Source organism: Bacillus vallismortis, assembly GCF_040784915.1.
Taxonomy (GTDB): domain Bacteria; phylum Bacillota; class Bacilli; order Bacillales; family Bacillaceae; genus Bacillus; species Bacillus subtilis_G.
Map to the genome: position 1 here is coordinate 510,112 of NZ_CP160797.1, position 16,632 is coordinate 526,743.

17 protein-coding genes and 1 riboswitch are annotated in these 16,632 nt (G+C 44.7%); of the genes, 13 read left to right on the forward strand and 4 right to left on the reverse strand.

Annotation, left to right across the window (positions count from 1 at the left end; genetic code table 11):
• Positions 1 to 91 precede the first annotated feature (91 nt).
• From dctP to ABZM97_RS02630, 7 genes are all read left to right on the forward strand, one after another.
• Positions 92 to 1,357 carry a C4-dicarboxylate transporter DctP gene (dctP, locus tag ABZM97_RS02600; protein ID WP_087992976.1) on the forward strand — a complete coding sequence of 422 codons (1,266 nt, stop codon included), beginning with the start codon at positions 92 to 94 and terminating at the stop codon, positions 1,355 to 1,357.
• Between the two features lie 148 nt (positions 1,358 to 1,505).
• A complete protein-coding gene (locus ABZM97_RS02605) occupies positions 1,506 to 2,558 on the forward strand; it encodes an AI-2E family transporter (protein WP_087992975.1) in 1,053 nt (350 codons plus the stop codon).
• 46 nt (positions 2,559 to 2,604) lie between these two features.
• Positions 2,605 to 2,737, forward strand: a riboswitch (cyclic di-AMP (ydaO/yuaA leader).
• 73 nt (positions 2,738 to 2,810) lie between these two features.
• Entirely contained in the window at positions 2,811 to 4,049 is a 1,239-nt protein-coding gene (locus tag ABZM97_RS02610) for a dicarboxylate/amino acid:cation symporter (RefSeq protein WP_087992974.1), read from the forward strand.
• Between the two features lie 91 nt (positions 4,050 to 4,140).
• Positions 4,141 to 5,067 (forward strand): ABC transporter ATP-binding protein, encoded by a 927-nt coding sequence (locus ABZM97_RS02615; protein WP_087992973.1) that lies wholly within the window; start codon positions 4,141 to 4,143, stop codon positions 5,065 to 5,067.
• Positions 5,060 to 5,827 carry an ABC transporter permease gene (locus tag ABZM97_RS02620; RefSeq protein ID WP_087992972.1) on the forward strand — a complete coding sequence of 256 codons (768 nt, stop codon included), beginning with the start codon at positions 5,060 to 5,062 and terminating at the stop codon, positions 5,825 to 5,827. Before ABZM97_RS02615 ends, ABZM97_RS02620 begins: the two co-directional genes overlap by 8 nt.
• A gap of 94 nt (positions 5,828 to 5,921) precedes the next feature.
• On the forward strand, positions 5,922 to 6,257 hold the full coding sequence (locus ABZM97_RS02625) for a hypothetical protein (RefSeq protein ID WP_019257527.1): 336 nt from the start codon (positions 5,922 to 5,924) through the stop codon (positions 6,255 to 6,257).
• A gap of 131 nt (positions 6,258 to 6,388) precedes the next feature.
• Positions 6,389 to 7,531, forward strand: coding sequence for an acyl-CoA dehydrogenase family protein (locus tag ABZM97_RS02630; protein ID WP_087992971.1), 1,143 nt, complete (start codon positions 6,389 to 6,391; stop codon positions 7,529 to 7,531).
• Positions 7,532 to 7,559: 28 nt separating this feature from the next.
• Here the strand turns inward: ABZM97_RS02630 and fbpB are convergent, their stop codons facing one another.
• Together fbpB and ABZM97_RS02640 are read right to left on the reverse strand one after the other, a co-directional pair.
• Complete coding sequence (gene fbpB / locus ABZM97_RS02635; RefSeq protein WP_087992970.1) at positions 7,560 to 7,739, reverse strand: Fur-regulated basic protein FbpB; 180 nt, start codon at positions 7,737 to 7,739, stop codon at positions 7,560 to 7,562.
• Positions 7,693 to 7,857: a Fur-regulated basic protein FbpA gene (locus ABZM97_RS02640; RefSeq protein ID WP_087992969.1), complete on the reverse strand. Its 165-nt coding sequence runs from the start codon at positions 7,855 to 7,857 to the stop codon at positions 7,693 to 7,695. Before ABZM97_RS02640 ends, fbpB begins: the two co-directional genes overlap by 47 nt.
• 245 nt (positions 7,858 to 8,102) lie before the next feature.
• Here ABZM97_RS02640 and ABZM97_RS02645 point away from each other — a divergent pair, with 245 nt between their 5' ends.
• A complete protein-coding gene (locus tag ABZM97_RS02645; RefSeq protein WP_367387177.1) occupies positions 8,103 to 8,975 on the forward strand; it encodes a cation diffusion facilitator family transporter in 873 nt (290 codons plus the stop codon).
• Between the two features lie 14 nt (positions 8,976 to 8,989).
• Here ABZM97_RS02645 and ABZM97_RS02650 read toward each other — a convergent pair whose 3' ends face one another.
• Entirely contained in the window at positions 8,990 to 9,310 is a 321-nt protein-coding gene (locus tag ABZM97_RS02650) for a thioredoxin family protein (protein WP_367387178.1), read from the reverse strand.
• 153 nt (positions 9,311 to 9,463) lie between these two features.
• Between ABZM97_RS02650 and ABZM97_RS02655 the strand changes: the two genes are divergently transcribed.
• The 5 genes from ABZM97_RS02655 to ABZM97_RS02675 all read left to right on the forward strand — a co-directional run bounded on the left by ABZM97_RS02655 (position 9,464) and on the right by ABZM97_RS02675 (position 15,999).
• Complete coding sequence (locus ABZM97_RS02655; protein ID WP_289346507.1) at positions 9,464 to 10,549, forward strand: D-alanine--D-alanine ligase; 1,086 nt, start codon at positions 9,464 to 9,466, stop codon at positions 10,547 to 10,549.
• Between the two features lie 70 nt (positions 10,550 to 10,619).
• Positions 10,620 to 11,993, forward strand: a complete 1,374-nt coding sequence (gene murF / locus ABZM97_RS02660; protein ID WP_087992965.1) for a UDP-N-acetylmuramoyl-tripeptide--D-alanyl-D-alanine ligase — start codon at positions 10,620 to 10,622, stop codon at positions 11,991 to 11,993.
• Positions 11,994 to 12,392: 399 nt separating this feature from the next.
• Positions 12,393 to 13,877, forward strand: a complete 1,485-nt coding sequence (cshA, locus tag ABZM97_RS02665; protein WP_141113424.1) for an ATP-dependent RNA helicase CshA — start codon at positions 12,393 to 12,395, stop codon at positions 13,875 to 13,877.
• Between the two features lie 171 nt (positions 13,878 to 14,048).
• The gene (locus ABZM97_RS02670) at positions 14,049 to 14,528 is read left to right on the forward strand and encodes a PH domain-containing protein (protein WP_087992964.1); all 480 of its coding nucleotides are present in this window, start codon (positions 14,049 to 14,051) and stop codon (positions 14,526 to 14,528) included.
• Complete coding sequence (locus ABZM97_RS02675) at positions 14,518 to 15,999, forward strand: PH domain-containing protein (RefSeq protein ID WP_087992963.1); 1,482 nt, start codon at positions 14,518 to 14,520, stop codon at positions 15,997 to 15,999. Before ABZM97_RS02670 ends, ABZM97_RS02675 begins: the two co-directional genes overlap by 11 nt.
• On the opposite strand, the gene ABZM97_RS02680 is transcribed toward ABZM97_RS02675, so the two are convergent.
• Positions 15,996 to 16,595 carry a rhomboid family intramembrane serine protease gene (locus ABZM97_RS02680; protein WP_087992962.1) on the reverse strand — a complete coding sequence of 200 codons (600 nt, stop codon included), beginning with the start codon at positions 16,593 to 16,595 and terminating at the stop codon, positions 15,996 to 15,998. The genes ABZM97_RS02675 and ABZM97_RS02680 overlap by 4 nt on opposite strands.
• Positions 16,596 to 16,632: the final 37 nt, after the last annotated feature.

A 16,632-nucleotide genomic window follows, 5' to 3' on the forward strand; every position in this document is an offset into this window, starting at 1 on the left:
GTTATGATCATAAACTTCCCCACCTTATATGAAAACGCTATCATTCTAGTAAGAAAGACACAAAGGCGAATAGGACAGGGGGATGCAGAATATGAAACTGTTTAAAAATTTAACAGTTCAGGTCATAACTGCGGTCATCATCGGGGTCATTGTCGGGCTGGTCTGGCCTGATATCGGAAAAGAAATGAAACCGCTTGGCGATACATTTATCAACGCTGTTAAAATGGTGATCGCCCCAATCATTTTTTTCACTATCGTTCTCGGGATTGCAAAAATGGGCGATATGAAGAAGGTTGGAAAAGTAGGGGGAAAAGCGTTTATTTATTTCGAGGTTGTCACAACTCTCGCACTCATTATCGGTTTGTTCGTCGTTAATATTATAAAGCCGGGATCGGGGCTTGATTACAGCAAGCTTGAAAAGGGTGATGTATCACAATACACGCAAAATGGCGGTCAGGGAATCGACTGGATTGAATTTGTCACACACATTGTTCCGTCCAACATGGTTGATGCCTTCGCAAAAGGGGACATTTTGCAGGTCTTATTCTTTTCGATTCTTTTCGGAGTCGGTCTTGCGGCATTAGGTGAAAAAGGGAAAAGCGTCATTGATTTCTTCGACAAGATTTCTCACGTCTTTTTCAAAATCATCGGCTATATCATGCGCGCGGCGCCAATCGGGGCATTCGGGGCGATGGCGTATACGATCGGGCACTTCGGTCTCGATTCCATCAAGCCGCTGGCAAGTTTAATGATGTCTGTTTATATTACGATGTTCCTGTTCGTATTTGTAGCTTTAAATATCATCTGCAAGCTTTACGGATTCAGTCTGTGGAATTACCTGCGCTTTATTAAAGATGAGCTTCTGATCGTGCTTGGCACAAGCTCTTCAGAATCGGTGCTTCCGCGTATGATGGATAAAATGGAGCGTTACGGCTGTTCAAAATCCGTTGTCGGGCTTGTCATTCCGACGGGCTATTCATTTAACCTTGACGGCACATCGATTTATTTATCAATGGCGACGGTTTTTCTGGCACAGGTGTTTGGAGTGGACCTCAGCATTGGCCAGCAAATTACAATTATCCTCGTTCTGATGCTGACATCGAAGGGAGCGGCCGGTGTGACGGGAAGCGGATTTATCGTCCTTGCCTCAACACTGTCAGCGCTTCAGGTCATTCCGCTGGAGGGTCTTGCACTCCTGCTTGGGGTTGACCGTTTCATGAGTGAAGGAAGAGCGATTGTGAACCTGATCGGAAACGGAATCGCCACGATCATTGTTGCAAAAAGCGAAAATGAATTCGATGAAGCAAAAAGCATAGAGGCTGTTGAAGACATGAAAAAAATGAAAACAGCAGTTTAAGAAATGAGCGGCTCATCCATGGGGCCGTTTTTTTAATTGTTTAAGAATTATTAAGGTAATGACAGAGACCTCAGCATTTTTTTGTTATATAATTTACAGATGGATACTATATTGAATTAAGGACGTTTGTCCTAACAGGGGTGTATAAATGGCCGCTTTAGTTAAATTTTTTCAGCACCCGGGAGTAAGGCGTTTTTCCGTCTTTGTCGTGTTAACTGGTGTGTTATATCTATTTAAGAGCATGATCAACTTAATCTTGCTTACTTTCATTTTCACCTTTCTAATGGATCGTTTGGAGTTTGTCGTACGGCAGTTCGCAAGTCGATTCTTCCGCGTGAGCCAGCGGGTTGTCATTACGTTTCTTTACGTGTTGCTGGCTGTTTTGCTTACAGTTGGGGGATTTGTTTTTTATCCGATCGTCGCGGCGCAGATTCAGCAGCTGGCTAAGCAGATTAAACATATTGCGTATCACCCGGACACCATCCCTTTCTTTGATGAGATCACCAGTGTTTTCGGAGATATTAATATCAGTTCATATGTCAAAGAGGGTTTCAATGTGGTGTATACGTATCTGGCCGATATCAGCACATTTGGCTTGCAGGTCGTAATGGCGCTCGTTCTCAGCATGTTTTTCTTATTTGAGAAAAAACGGCTTTCAGAATTTATGGGGAAATTTAAAACGAGCAAACTGGCGGTCTTTTATGAGGAAATTGCTTTCTTCGGAAGAAAATTTGCAAGAACGTTCGGAAAAGTGCTTGAGGCTCAATTTATCATTGCGCTCGTCAACTGTGTTCTGACGTTTATCGCGCTTTGGATTATGCATTTCCCGCAGCTGTTTGGGCTTTCTATTATGGTGTTTTTCCTTGGATTAATTCCTGTAGCAGGCGTTGTCATTTCTTTGATTCCGCTCAGTATTATCGCATACAGCACAGGCGGCGGAATGTATGTGCTCTACATTGTGCTTGTCATATTCGCCATACATGCGATCGAAACCTATTTCTTAAATCCGAAGCTGATGTCTGCGAAAACAGAACTGCCGATCTTTTTCACTTTCATAGTACTCATTTTCTCTGAGCACTTTTTAGGCATTTGGGGTTTAATTATCGGGATTCCGATCTTTGTGTTTCTCCTTGATATCCTTGATGTGACCAATAAGGAAGATGGACCCAAAAGATTCCAAGAAAAAAGTAACAAAAAATAGTTTACAAAATTGGTTCTTTTCTGTATAAATAAACTATCATACAATAGTAAGCCACACGCTTAATCCTTTTAACTAAGGAGTGGGGGACCCGATCTTTTGGGGTTAATTTTTCGTCAGAAAAACGGACATCTCTTCGTCCGAACCCGTCAGCTAACCTCATCAGCGTGAAGAGAGAATCCAGTGGTTTGATGTTATAGCCAAAGCCCACGGGAGTCTCTCGCGGGCTTTTTTTCAAAAAAGGGAGGAATGCAGATGAAGCTGGCTACAAAGATAATCATTGCATTGGTGCTGGGTGCGGTGACGGGAATTATTCTTAACCTGACATCACCTGAATTATTTGAAAATTTGAATAAGTTTGTATTCGGTCCGCTTGGTACGATCTTTTTAAACCTTATCAAAATGCTTGTCGTTCCGATTGTCTTTTTCTCACTGACACTGGGAGTAGCTGGACTGGGCGATCCTAAGAAGCTTGGCAGAATCGGTGTAAAGGCGATTTCTTATTTTCTCGTCACAACTGCAGTGGCGATTACCATTGCCATCATTTTAGCTCTTGTCATCAAACCGGGAGAGTTTGGAACATATGATACATCGTCTGCCGAATTCACTGCTGAAAAAGCGCCAAGTATTGCGGACACCCTGTTAAACATTATTCCGACCAATCCTGTTCAAGCGATGACCGAGGGGAATATGCTGCAGATTATCGCTTTTGCCATTTTTGTCGGGCTTGGGATTACAATGCTCGGTAAAAAAGCGGATATGCTTCTCAAAGTTGTTGAGCAAGGAAATGAATTGATGATGTACCTAGTGAATCTGGTCATGAAGTTTGCTCCGTATGGCACATTCGGTTTGATTGCGACAGCCGTGGGAAGCCAAGGGTTCAGTGCAATGAAAGCGATGGGCTTGTACATGCTTGTAGTAACCATTGCATTATTGATACATGCAGTCGTAACCTACGGATCTACGGTAGCGCTTATCGCCAAAAGAAATCCGATTACGTTCTTTAAAGATTTCTCAGAGGTTATGGTCGTCGCGTTCAGTACTTCCAGCAGCAATGCGACTCTGCCGGTTTCCATGGATGTGGCACAGAAAAAACTAAAGGTGCCTGAGCCGATCAGCAGCTTTGTCCAGCCGCTGGGCGCTACAATTAATATGGACGGAACAGCCATCATGCAAGGGGTAGCCACCGTCTTCATTGCCCAGGTATTCGGGCATGATCTGACACTCACGCAGCTGCTGATGGTCGTACTGACGGCTGTATTAGCAAGTATCGGAACCGCGGGTGTTCCGGGAGTCGGTTTGATTATGCTTGCTATGGTGCTTCAATCTGTCGGTCTGCCTGTTGAGGGAATCGGGTTGATCCTTGGAATTGACCGCCTGCTTGATATGCTTCGTACAGTTGTAAATACAACAGGAGACGCGGCCTGCGCTGTCATTGTGACAGAAACAGAGAAGAACAAACAGCCTGAGCAAACGTCGACTCTATCGGTTTAACCAAACATTTGGAAGCAACAAATGCTATAATACAAACAGTGCCTAATTGTTGGGCACTGTTTATTTTTTGCCGAAAAAGGAGGAAGGCTTTATGGCTGAGCCGATTTTACATATTAAAGGCCTCGATAAAAAGATCGGGTCTAAACAGATTTTAAAACAGATCAGCATGGACGTCATGGAGGGAGAAATCATCGGCCTGCTCGGCCCGAATGGTTCAGGGAAAACAACACTCATCCGTATCATCGTCGGGCTGTTAAAACAAAACAGCGGAAGTGTGACAATCAGCGGATTCCAGCATGATACAGAGTTTGAACAAGCGATGGAAGCTGTGGGGGCGATCGTCGAAAACCCAGAGTTCTATCCGTACCTGACAGGCTGGGAAAACCTCAAGCACTTTGCGAATATGCACAAAAAAATAGCGGATGAACGGCTTGATGAAGTGGTGGAACGTGTCGGGCTGACGTCAGCGATTCATGATAAGGTCAAAACCTATTCCCTTGGCATGCGCCAGCGACTTGGCATTGCGCAGGCGATCCTTCACGGGCCGAAGCTTCTTATTTTAGATGAGCCGACAAACGGTCTGGACCCCGCTGGCATGAAGGATTTTCGCGATCATATTAAAGAGCTCGCGGAAAAGGAAGGGACAGCAGTCCTATTCGCCACCCATTTATTGCGCGAGGTTGAAGATCTGTGTGACCGTGTCATTATTATTCAAAAAGGCGAGATCAAAGCGGAAGTCAGCTTATATGGAACTGATCAAACAACAGAAAAAGCAATCATTGAAGTGCAGCCGGAAGAAAAAGCACTCAATTGGCTGACAAGCAATCAATATCAAGCTGAGCGGCAAGACGGGGCGATTGTTGTTGAGGTAGCAAAAGAAAACATTCCGGAGCTGAACCGCTCACTTGTCGGACAAGGCCTGGATGTATTTTCCGTTATGCCTTACACGCAATCACTGGAAGATGAATTCATAAAAGCGACAACTGTCCATCAAGAGGAGGGAGAAGAGCTTGTCTAAATTAGTTTGGAATGAACATATGAAACTTTTTAATCGGAAGGTCACATTGATATCTCTTATCTTGATGGCGGTCTTTCAATTTTTCATGGCTTTGATCATTAAACGGATTGTCATCAGTGCCGGGACAGATGAAAACTTCATCGGCTATTTTTCGTATACACCGAGCCTGAACATCCTGCTGCAGGCGTTAACGATCGTGATTGCAGCGACAATTGTTTCGATGGAGTTTGATAAAAAGACGATCAAATTTCTGCTCATTCGTCCGGTTAAACGTCAAAAGGTTTTTTGGTCAAAATTAATCACAATTGTGATGGCCAGCTTTTATTTGTATTTGGCATACTACATTCTGGCATTATTATTCGGTCTTATCTTTTTTGGCACATCCGTGACTTCAGAATCACAGGCATTGCTGATCAACACTTTGGAGCTGATCGGGTCAAACTGGCTTGAAGCCGTAATGATGGGATTGTTCGGGCTGCTTTGTTCTTCGCTGTTCCGCAACAGCGCGGTAGCTGTCGTCGTTTCTTTTGTCGTTTTATATGGAGCGAGTACACTTGTCCAGCTCATGAAGCTGTTTGAAAACAAATGGGGCAGCTTTTTACTTTTTGCGAACACTGACTTTACCCAATACAGCAGCGGCCAGACCGTGTTGTTTTCAGGCATGACGCCATTGTTTTCAGTGGGGATTATCGTCATACATGCCATATTTTTCATTGCGGTTGGCTGGTGGTGCTTCTGTAAACGGGATGTCCGGGTATAAAGGCAAGGAATGACACTTTTGTGAAAAAAATCACGTAAATCAATATCAGCTGATATTTTGGTTTATACTAAAGGTACTGACGGAGGTGTCTCGATTGAGGAACTTTATTACCGCTTTACCGATCGTATTGCTGCTTGGATTCTCATTTGTGTCATTCATGTTTCAGTTTGAGCATCTTGTTTATTTCAGACTCGCGCTTGGATTGTTTTCTCTCGCGGGGCTGTACATGATATATAAAATGAAGACGGGCATCCGTTATTTTATCATCTATCTGTATGCAAGCTGGATTGTGCTTGCGGCAGTAACCGCTTTTGAAGAGCCGATTTTCTCGAGCTTTTTCTTTGGCGGCTTGGTGATGACAATGGGGTACCTGACATATATGCTGATTTATCTCGGCATGAAACAAGACCGGGATGCAAATCCTGTCTAATCGCGCTGTTCCCTTGCGGAACGGCGTATTTTTTTTATCCCCGACAAAAAGGTTAACAGTTGCGGAATAATGGCAGGAAATCTATAATACATATTAAATTTATCGGAATTAAAACCTTGGGGGGCTGCCGGATGTCATTATTTATACAAAACGATCAACAGCGGCAATGGATGGAGAGAATCGGACGGATTGCGGATGAATTTCAGCAAACGGCCGCTGAAGATGACGAACAGGGACGGTTTCCTGCAGAAAAAATACAAAAACTGCGTGATGCTGGGTATACGGCTTTAACATTGCCGGCATCTCATGGAGGAGGGGGCATTTCTGTTTACGATATGCTCCTGTATCAAGAACGGCTGGCACGGGGAGACGCTCCCGCAGCGCTAAGCATCGGCTGGCATATGAGCGTAATCGGAGAGCTCGGAGAAGGCAACAGCTGGGATAAAGACGTGTTTGCGTTTATTGCAAAGGAAGTTCAAAACGGAGCCGTTATCAACAGGGCGGCGACAGAAGCGAACACCGGAAGCCCGACAAGAGGAGGGCGCCCCGGTACAAACGCCGTCAAAAAGGATGGCAAATGGGCAGTGAACGGAAGAAAAACCTTTACGACGATGTCGCAAGCACTGGATTATTTTTTAGTCACGGCATGGATTGAAGAAAAACAATCAACAGGCGTGTTTCTCATTCATAAAGATGATCCCGGATTGTCGATTGAAGAAACGTGGGATATGATGGCGATGCGGGCTACTGGAAGCCATGACCTTGTATTGAATGGGGTAACGCTTGATGAGGATAAACTGGTGGAATTGCTTCAAGGGCCTCGGGGAGCAAAGCCAAATGGCTGGCTGCTTCACATCCCGGCGATTTATCTTGGCATTGCTCAAGCAGCGCGAGACTATGCGGTGCAATTTGCGTCTGAGTATTCTCCAAACAGTTTGAAGGGACCGATCAAAAATGTCCCGGCCGTACAGCAAAGAACAGGCGAAATGGAGCTTGATCTGACTAATGCCAGACATTTTCTTTTCCATATCGCCCAATTGTATGATGATCCGGAGCGCCGCCCTCACTTGAGAAGCGAGCTCGGTGCGGCGAAACATATCGTCACAAATGCTGCGCTGTCTGTTGTCGATAAAGCGATGAGAATTGTCGGTGCCAAAAGCCTAGAACGAACCAACCCGCTTCAGCGCTATTATCGTGATGCGCGCGCAGGCCTCCATAACCCGCCGATGGATGATGCGGTAATCCAAAAGCTGGCCTCAGAAGCGTTTGAGTGATGAAAAAAAAGAGCCTTCCCGGCTCTTTTTATGTATTGTTTTGCTCTTGCAGATTTTTTTGATGCTTGCGGTCGATTCTGTCATAAATGATATTCATCAGCTTTGGGTTGCCCATAATCGCCTCTTTGTTTTCCTGGATCAGCTGCTGGTAGGTTTTTACTTTACGCTTCGACATGCTCTGGTTCCCTCCTGACATGTTTGTATTCACTTTCTAACTCTGTCAGCGACAATTCATATAAATGACGCGTGGACTTTTTGTATATACCATTCTGTATTAACAGATGAATGAGCTGTTTTTTTCTGATTTCTCCAGACTGAGGTGTCATTGTGTCACCAACCTCCAATCAAACGATATTGATAATCATTATCAATTAACCACAGTATACAATGTCCCCAATAACCTGTAAAGGTGAAAACAGTCCTATTCTTTCATCAATTTGCAAATATTCAACAGATCGACAAAATGTTTCCCGGGCAATAATTGCTGTCGAAATGTTCCTGTGCATTGAATGCTGCTGCTATTTTTTATGTTTTGAACCATACTATGTAACAGATTGGAGGCTGATATTCAATGGAGCGGACAAAAAATCTGAAAAAGGGAGAAAAAGGGGCGCTCCTCAATATTTTCGCATATGTCATCCTTGCTGTTGTGAAGCTAGTCGTTGGGATTCTCTATCACTCCGAAGCGCTGAGAGCAGACGGATTAAATAATGGAACAGATATTGTAGCGTCAGTAGCGGTACTGATTGGATTGCGTATTTCTCAAAGGCCGGCTGACAACGATCATCCATATGGCCATTATCGGGCTGAAACGATTTCGTCCCTCGTTGCGTCTTTTATAATGATGGTTGTCGGCATTGAAGTGTTAATTGGCGGAGGAAGAGCGATTGCGGACGGAACAACGGAAACGCCAAGTCTTATTGCAGCATGGACGGCGTTAGGAAGTGCTGTGTTTATGTATGGCATCTATTTATATAACAAAAGGCTGGCGGCATCCATTAAAAGCTCTGCTCTGATGGCGGCGGCAAAAGACAGCAGGTCAGACGCCTTTGTAAGTGCCGGAGCGTTTATAGGTGTGATGTCAGCCCAGCTGCAGCTGCCGTGGATCGATCCGGTAACAGCTTTTATCATCGGCATCGTGATTTGCAAGACGGCGTGGGATATCTTTAAAGACGCTTCACATTCGTTAACAGACGGCTTTCACTTAAAAGATCTTGAGCCTTACAAACAGACTGTCGGCAGAATTAAGAATGTACATCGTTTAAAAGATGTGAAAGCGAGGTATTTAGGCAGCACAGTTCATATTGAGATGGTCATTACGGTTGATCCGAAGCTTACAGTAGAGGAAGGCCATGGTGTGGCGGATGAAGTAGAAGACAAAATAAAACATGAACACGATGTCACTCATGTTCATGTTCATGTAGAGCCCGACGACATAAAATAAGGCTGTTTAACGAATTAGCTTATATGTTCAGATAAAAATTCAGTCACTTCTTCAGGCGTTTTGGCATTGGCGCTGTGAAGGTGAGCTGTTTTTTCACCGTTTTTGAAGATAAGTAAGCTGGGAATGCCCATTACTTGGTATTTTTCAGCCGGCTCAAGAAGCTTGTCCTTATTCAGCTCATACCAATCGTTTTGATTGTACTCTTCCAAAATATCGCCGATGAACATATTCATGCGTGTGCAGTCTGGGCACCAATCTGCATAAAACTTCACAATAATTTCTTTATCAGATTGAATCAGTTCATTAAATTGTTCGTTAGTCGTGATTTTTTTCATATGTCACATCTCCTTTTCAATGCCATTTTAATATAAAATAAAAAGGAATTACATACAAATGCATTCAGCATCAGCATGCCCAAAAATAATTAGATCATTTTCTCGTGAAAGTGATAAGATAGTAAAGATGAATTGTAGTGGGGGGAGTATCCATTGAAAACAAGTCTAGGATTAGTGTACGGAGGAAAGTCGGCTGAACATAATGTTTCACTGCAGACGGCTCTGGCTGTAATCAAAGCGCTTAATACTGAGAAGTTTGATATACATCCGATTTATATAACTGAAAAAGGCGAATGGGTAAGAGGCGCTCGTTTAACTGAGCCTGTTTCAAACGTGAAAATGCTTCAATTTGAGCAAGGAGGCAGTGCTTTTTCTCCAGCTGCCCTGAATCAGGAGATGTTTCCGCAGGAAGCGTCACAGCAAAATGAAGCCATCGACGTCGTATTCCCGCTCCTCCACGGACCGAACGGAGAAGACGGTACGATTCAAGGAATGCTCGAACTGTTGAATGTTCCATATGTTGGAAACGGCGTGCTTGCTTCCTCAGCAGGCATGGATAAAGTCGTGATGAAACATCTATTCGCGCAAGCCGCCCTAGCTCAGGCTAAATACGCAGCTTTCCTTAAGAAAGACTGGACTCGTTCTCCGGAAGAAAGCTGTGAGCAGGTCGAACAGGAATTAGGCTATCCTTGCTTTGTAAAACCGGCGAACCTTGGCTCAAGTGTCGGAATCAGCAAATGCCGAAACCGTGAAGAATTGCAAAAAGCGTTCGAGCTTGCATTCCAATATGACCGAAAAGTTGTCGTTGAAGAAGGAATTAATGGCCGAGAAATCGAAATCGGCGTACTTGGAAATGATGATCCTAAATGCTCTGTTGTGGGAGAAATCGCACCGAAGACAGATTTCTACGATTACAAAGCGAAATATGAGGATGGAGATACTGATCTGGTGATTCCGGCAAATGTGACCGATGAGGAATACGCAAAAATCAGTGATATGGCAATTAAGGCGTTTAAAGCGATCGATGGTTCAGGACTTGTCAGAGCGGACTTTTTCTTGACTGCAGACGGCGAAGTTCTGATCAATGAAGTTAACACAATGCCTGGCTTTACTCCTTTCAGCATGTTCCCGCTGCTCTGGAAAGAGGCGGGAGTGGAATACGCTGACCTTATTGAACAGCTTGTGGAGCTTGCAAAAGAACGCCACGCTGAGAAACAATTGATTAAGCATACATTCTAATGAAGATGGACACTGCCGGTAAGAGGGCAGTGTCTTTTCCCGTATACAAAAAGAAAGAGAGGGACCGCACTTGATTAAGCGAACCATAAAAAATATGGCAGAGATGGTCAAAGGCACATTGACAAATCCGCAATACGAACAAACAGTCATTCATGGAGTGGCAACTGATACAAGGAAACTGGAACAAGATCAGCTTTTCATCCCGCTGAAAGGGGAACATTTTAACGGACACACATTTGTGCAGCAGGCTTTTGACGCCGGTGTAGCGGCCGTTCTTTGGGATCGGTCAGAACCAAATCCGCCCGAGGAACAGGCTGTCATCTTAGTTGACGACACCCTTTCCGCTCTTCAGCAACTTGCAAAAGCTTATTTACAGGAGCTTGGCACGCGTGTCATCGGGGTAACCGGAAGCAATGGCAAAACGACAACAAAAGATATGATTCACGCCGTCTTGGGAACCCAGTACCGTGTTCACAAAACAGGAGGGAACTTTAATAATCACATCGGCTTGCCGCTGACGGTTTTATCCATGCCTGAAGATACGGAGATCGCCGTATTGGAGATGGGAATGAGCGCTAAAGGAGAAATTGACCTCCTGAGCCGCCTGGCAAACCCGGATGCGGCTGTGATTACAAATATCGGCGAATCCCACATGCAAGATCTTGGTTCAAGAGAGGGCATTGCAGAGGCGAAGCTTGAAATCATTAACGGGCTTAAAGAAGACGGAGTGCTGATTTATATCGGGGATGAACCGCTTCTTCAAAAAGCATACAGCTGCCGAACGAAAACGTACGGATCGGGAGCGCAAAATGATTATCAGCTTCAGGATGTCAGCCAGAGTGAAGCGGGAACCCATTTTACAATTAAAGGGATGGAAAAATCGTTTTTTATTCCGGTACTCGGCAAGCACAATGTCATGAACGCTATGGCTGCGATCGCCGCGGGGGCTTATTTCGGCATCACGGCTGATGACGCGGCAAAAGGACTGAGCGGACTAAAGGTAACCGGCATGAGGCTCGAACTCATCAAAACAGACAGCGGCATTTCGATTATCAATGACGCTTACAATGCCAGCCCGACTTCAATGAAGGCTGCCATTCAATTGACAGAAAGCCTTGAAGGCTACGGAAAAAAAATGCTTGTGCTCGGCGATATGCTTGAACTCGGTGATCTTGAAGAAACATTCCATAAAGAGTGCGGCGCAGTCATCAGCCCTGAGAAAATCGACCGCGTCTTTACGTACGGAAAGCTGGGCGCTTTTATTGCGGAAGGCGCACTGAACCACTTTGAGAAAGAACGCGTCAGCCACTTCACCGAGAAAAAAGATCTTTTTCAAGCCGTGAAGGAAAGCGCGTCAAAAGGGGATTTGATTTTATTCAAAGCGTCCAGAGGTATGAAGCTTGAAGAAATCGTTAAAGATTTAATAGACAGCCCGCTTTCATAAAAAAAATCCTGCGAAAAAAACGCATATTGCATCATAAAATAGAATGATGTGCAAACACTAATGTATGCCGGCCTGAAATAATGTATGTCTGGCTGGCTGCGGCTATGATACAATAAATACAGGTTATTTTGCGATTCGAAAATATTTGTCCGGACTTTCATTCGCCTGCCCGAAGTTCTCCCGCCGGACATTTGGGAGCGGATGAAACAGCAGCCGGCATATTCGAGAAGCCAATCTGCTTCTCATTTTATTGAAAAACAAATAGTGTAATGGTAAGATAAAACTTAGAAGTAATTCGGGCTTTGTATACGTATGGACCTGTCCTTTTTGTGGAAAGGGCAGTTTTTGGTGGTAAATCACGACATTACTGACACAGCAATTAGAAGGAGTTTGAATAATTTGACTATAACGTTTCAAGATTTTAATTTAAGTTCTGATCTCATGAAAGCAATTAACCGTATGGGATTTGAAGAAGCAACGCCGATTCAGGCACAAACGATACCGCTCGGACTTTCAAATAAAGACGTCATTGGACAAGCGCAAACAGGTACAGGTAAAACAGCAGCGTTTGGTATACCCCTTGTTGAAAAAATTAACCCCGAGTCTCCTAATATTCAAGCAATCGTAATCGCGCCAACCCGTGAATTAGCCATTCAAGTATCTGAAGAATTATATAAAATCGGACAAGATAAGCGTGCGAAGGTTCTTCCTATTTACGGCGGACAGGATATTGGACGACAAATTCGGGCATTAAAGAAAAACCCGCATATCATTGTGGGAACACCTGGACGTCTTCTTGATCACATTAACCGCCGCACAATTCGTTTAAACAATGTAAACACTGTTGTAATGGATGAAGCGGATGAAATGCTGAACATGGGATTCATTGACGACATTGAATCTATTCTTTCAAACGTGCCGAGCGAGCATCAGACACTTCTGTTTTCTGCTACGATGCCAGCGCCGATCAAACGTATTGCGGAGCGCTTCATGACTGAGCCGGAACACGTGAAAGTAAAAGCAAAAGAAATGACGGTTTCTAACATTCAGCAGTTCTATTTAGAAGTGCAGGAGCGTAAAAAATTCGATACACTGACTCGTCTTCTTGACATTCAGTCTCCTGAGCTTGCGATCGTCTTCGGACGTACAAAACGCCGTGTCGATGAGCTGGCTGAAGCTTTGAACCTTCGCGGATATGCGGCTGAAGGAATTCACGGTGACTTAACGCAGGCGAAACGTATGGTTGCACTTCGCAAATTTAAAGAAGGCGCAATCGAAGTTCTTGTTGCAACTGATGTTGCCGCTCGCGGACTTGATATCTCTGGTGTTACGCACGTGTACAACTTCGACGTGCCTCAAGATCCTGAAAGCTATGTTCACCGTATCGGAAGAACAGGCCGTGCAGGAAAAACAGGTATGGCGATGACGTTCATTACACCGCGTGAGAAAAGCATGCTTCGCGCAATTGAACAAACAACAAAACGCAAAATGGACCGCATGAAGGAGCCTACACTTGATGAAGCGTTAGAAGGCCAGCAGCAGGTTACGGTTGAACGCCTTCGCACGGCAATCAGTGAAAACAACCTGAACTTCTACATGACAGCGGCAGCTGAGCTGCTTGAAGATCATGATGCAGTGACAGTGGTTGCGGCGGCTATCAAGATGTCTACAAAAGAGCCGGACAACACACCGATTCGCTTAACAGACGAAGCGCCGATGGTCGGCAAACGCCACAAGAACCAGCGCTCTTCTAAACGCAGAGATGGACAAGGCGGCGGCTATCGCGGCGGAAAAGGGAAAAACAACAACCGTTCTTCCTACGACAAAAAGCGTTCAAACGATCGCCGTTCTTCAGGTGACAGACGCCAGAAAAAATCTTACTAATTCTATCGATTAGAAGCCCAAAACATGTCGTTTTGGGCTTTTTTATGTTTACGACTTGGTATTCAGCAAACTTTGAGCTGACGGAAGCTGTTTTTCTCTGTATGCTTAAGAATGAAACCTTTCTGTATAAGAGACGTATAAGTAAAGATAAAAAAACGGGAGGTAGGTATTTTGAGAGAGCAGCCTAAAAACCAAATCAGTCCAGACGGATTAAAGGTTTGGCGACTTCAAGAGATCATCATATCCGCTGTCTGCTTGCTTATCGTCATAGCAGTTGCAGTGTTAAGCTATTATTTTCATTGGCCGTACTCGATCAGCGGCGTGCTCGGCGGGATTTGGCTGCTGGGTTCGATTGTGACGGTCTTTATCATTCCAAAGATCCGTCATAAAGTGTGGCGCTATGAAGTCCATGAACATGAAATCGATATTCAGTCAGGTATTTTTGTAGTGACGCGTGTGATTGTCCCGATGGTCAGGGTTCAGCACGTCGATACGTCTCAAGGGCCGCTATTGAAAAAGTACAACCTGGCAACTGTGAAAATTTCCACGGCCGCGACCGTTCATTCGATCCCCGCTTTAGAGATGGAGGAAGCGGATCGACTGAGAGACTCTATTTCCCGTCTGGCAAGGGTGACTGAAGATGATGTCTGAACCGAAACGCCTGCACCCGGCGGCAGTCATTTTGAATTTATGCCATACCATTATTCAAACGATTAAAAATATCATTCTGCCATTCTTTTTTGTGTATATCGTTAATTCAAACCATACGGTCCGTTTTTACGGAGCTATTGCGCTTGGTGTGCTGTTTATCTGGCTTGTGGCCGCAAGCATCATCAAATGGAGAAGGTTTACCTATCGAATCGAAGATGACGAATTCAGAATTGAAGAAGGCTTGTTTGTCACGAAAAAGCGATACATATCGATCGATCGGATTCAAACGATGAATACGAGCGCGGGCGTGATACAGCAAATCTTTAAGCTTGTGAAGCTGCAAATTGAAACGGCAGGCGGAGGCAAGGAGGCGGAAGCTGTTCTGTCGGCTATTTCTGTTGAAGAAGCCGAACGCATTAAGGAATCCGTCTTTAAGAAAAAAGCAAAAAGTCACGAAAGCGAACACGATGAAGAGCTGCTGGAAGCAGAACAGGAGCAGACTCCGGAAGTTGAGCCGCAAGAGCGCTATCGCATGAACATGAAAGAGTTGCTCATGGCCGCCTCTACCTCCGGCGGAATCGGAGTGATTATCTCCGCTGTATTTGCGCTTATTTCTCAGCTTGATGAAGTGCTGCCGATGGATTGGTTTTTCGATAAATTCTCCTTCCTTCAGCACGCCAGCATCGGCATTTATGCGGTACTCATTTTTATCGGTTTATTTATCGTCTGGATATTCAGCATCGCCGGTATGATGTTTAAATACGCGAACTTTCAAGTTATAAAAAAAGAGCAGGAATTGGTCATTTCAAGAGGGATTATCGAAAAACATCAAGTCACGATCCCGCTCCGAAAAATACAAGCCATTAAAATCAAAGAAAATATCATCCGCCAGTTATTCGGCTATGTGACGGTGTCCATTGTCAGCGCGGGCGGCGGCGAGCGGGAAAAAGAAGAAGGCGCTTTGACGATTCTTTTTCCGATGATTCATAAAAAGAAGCTCCCGCACATGCTTCAGACATTTACGCCGGAATACACGCTGGAAGAAAACGTCCGACGTCTGCCGCGGCGCGCGTTGAAACGATATTTGTTCCGCTCCGTCATTTTTTCACTTTTTTTGATTATCCCAATATGTATCTTTTTTCAGCCATGGGGCTACCTGTCGATCATGCTGCTGCCGATTGAATTGTTCTTCGGCTACCTCGCATATAAGGATGCAGCATGGACGATCAACGGGGAGCGTCTTCAGCTGACGTCAAGATTTATCGGCAGAACAACCGCGATTGTGCTGAAAAGACGAATGCAGATTTGCAAATTCAGCCAATCCTATTTTCAAAAGAAAGGCCGCCTGTATACCATTTCTACCGCGGTAAAATCATCAAGCCATATGGAAGAATTAACAGTGAGGGATGTAGGTGAAAAGGATGCGGACTTCATTTTGAACTGGTACTCATATGAAAAAGCGGACGGTTAATACCGCCGCTCTTTTTTTTGCACACATAAAAAGGAGAGAAGAAACCCGCCGCAAAGTCCAAACAGATGGGCCATCATGTTAATATTGGAGTTGATAAACGACATCAGAACGGCAAATGCGAGCAGTGTGACAATCATTTTGGAGTGCTCCTGCCCGATCAGTTCTTTGTGAAAAAGAACCATAAACAGATACACGCCGAACAGCCCGAATATCGCGCCTGAAGCCCCGACATGCACGTAATCAAGCGGCTCTGTCACATATGTTCCGATATTGCCGATGATGCCGGAGCCGGCGTACACAAGGAGGAAACGCGCTTTTCCCAGCATACGCTCCAAAGCCGGGGCAAATAAAAAGATCGACATGGAATTAAACAGCAGATGGGTAAAACCGGCGTGCAGCAAAACCGGTGTGATCAGCCGCCACCATTCACCGTTTGCAACGCCTAGATTATAGCCTGTGACGGTATCTCTCCATAACACGACTGAATGCACAGGAAGTGAAAAAAATAGCCAGAGAACAGCTTGCAAAGCCAATATAAAGGTGACAACGGGATAAAGCCTGATAAACGTTTGAAAATTTTCGGTCCGTATAAACATTCCGAGCCCCTTTTCTTCATTTTGGTATTTCTATAGT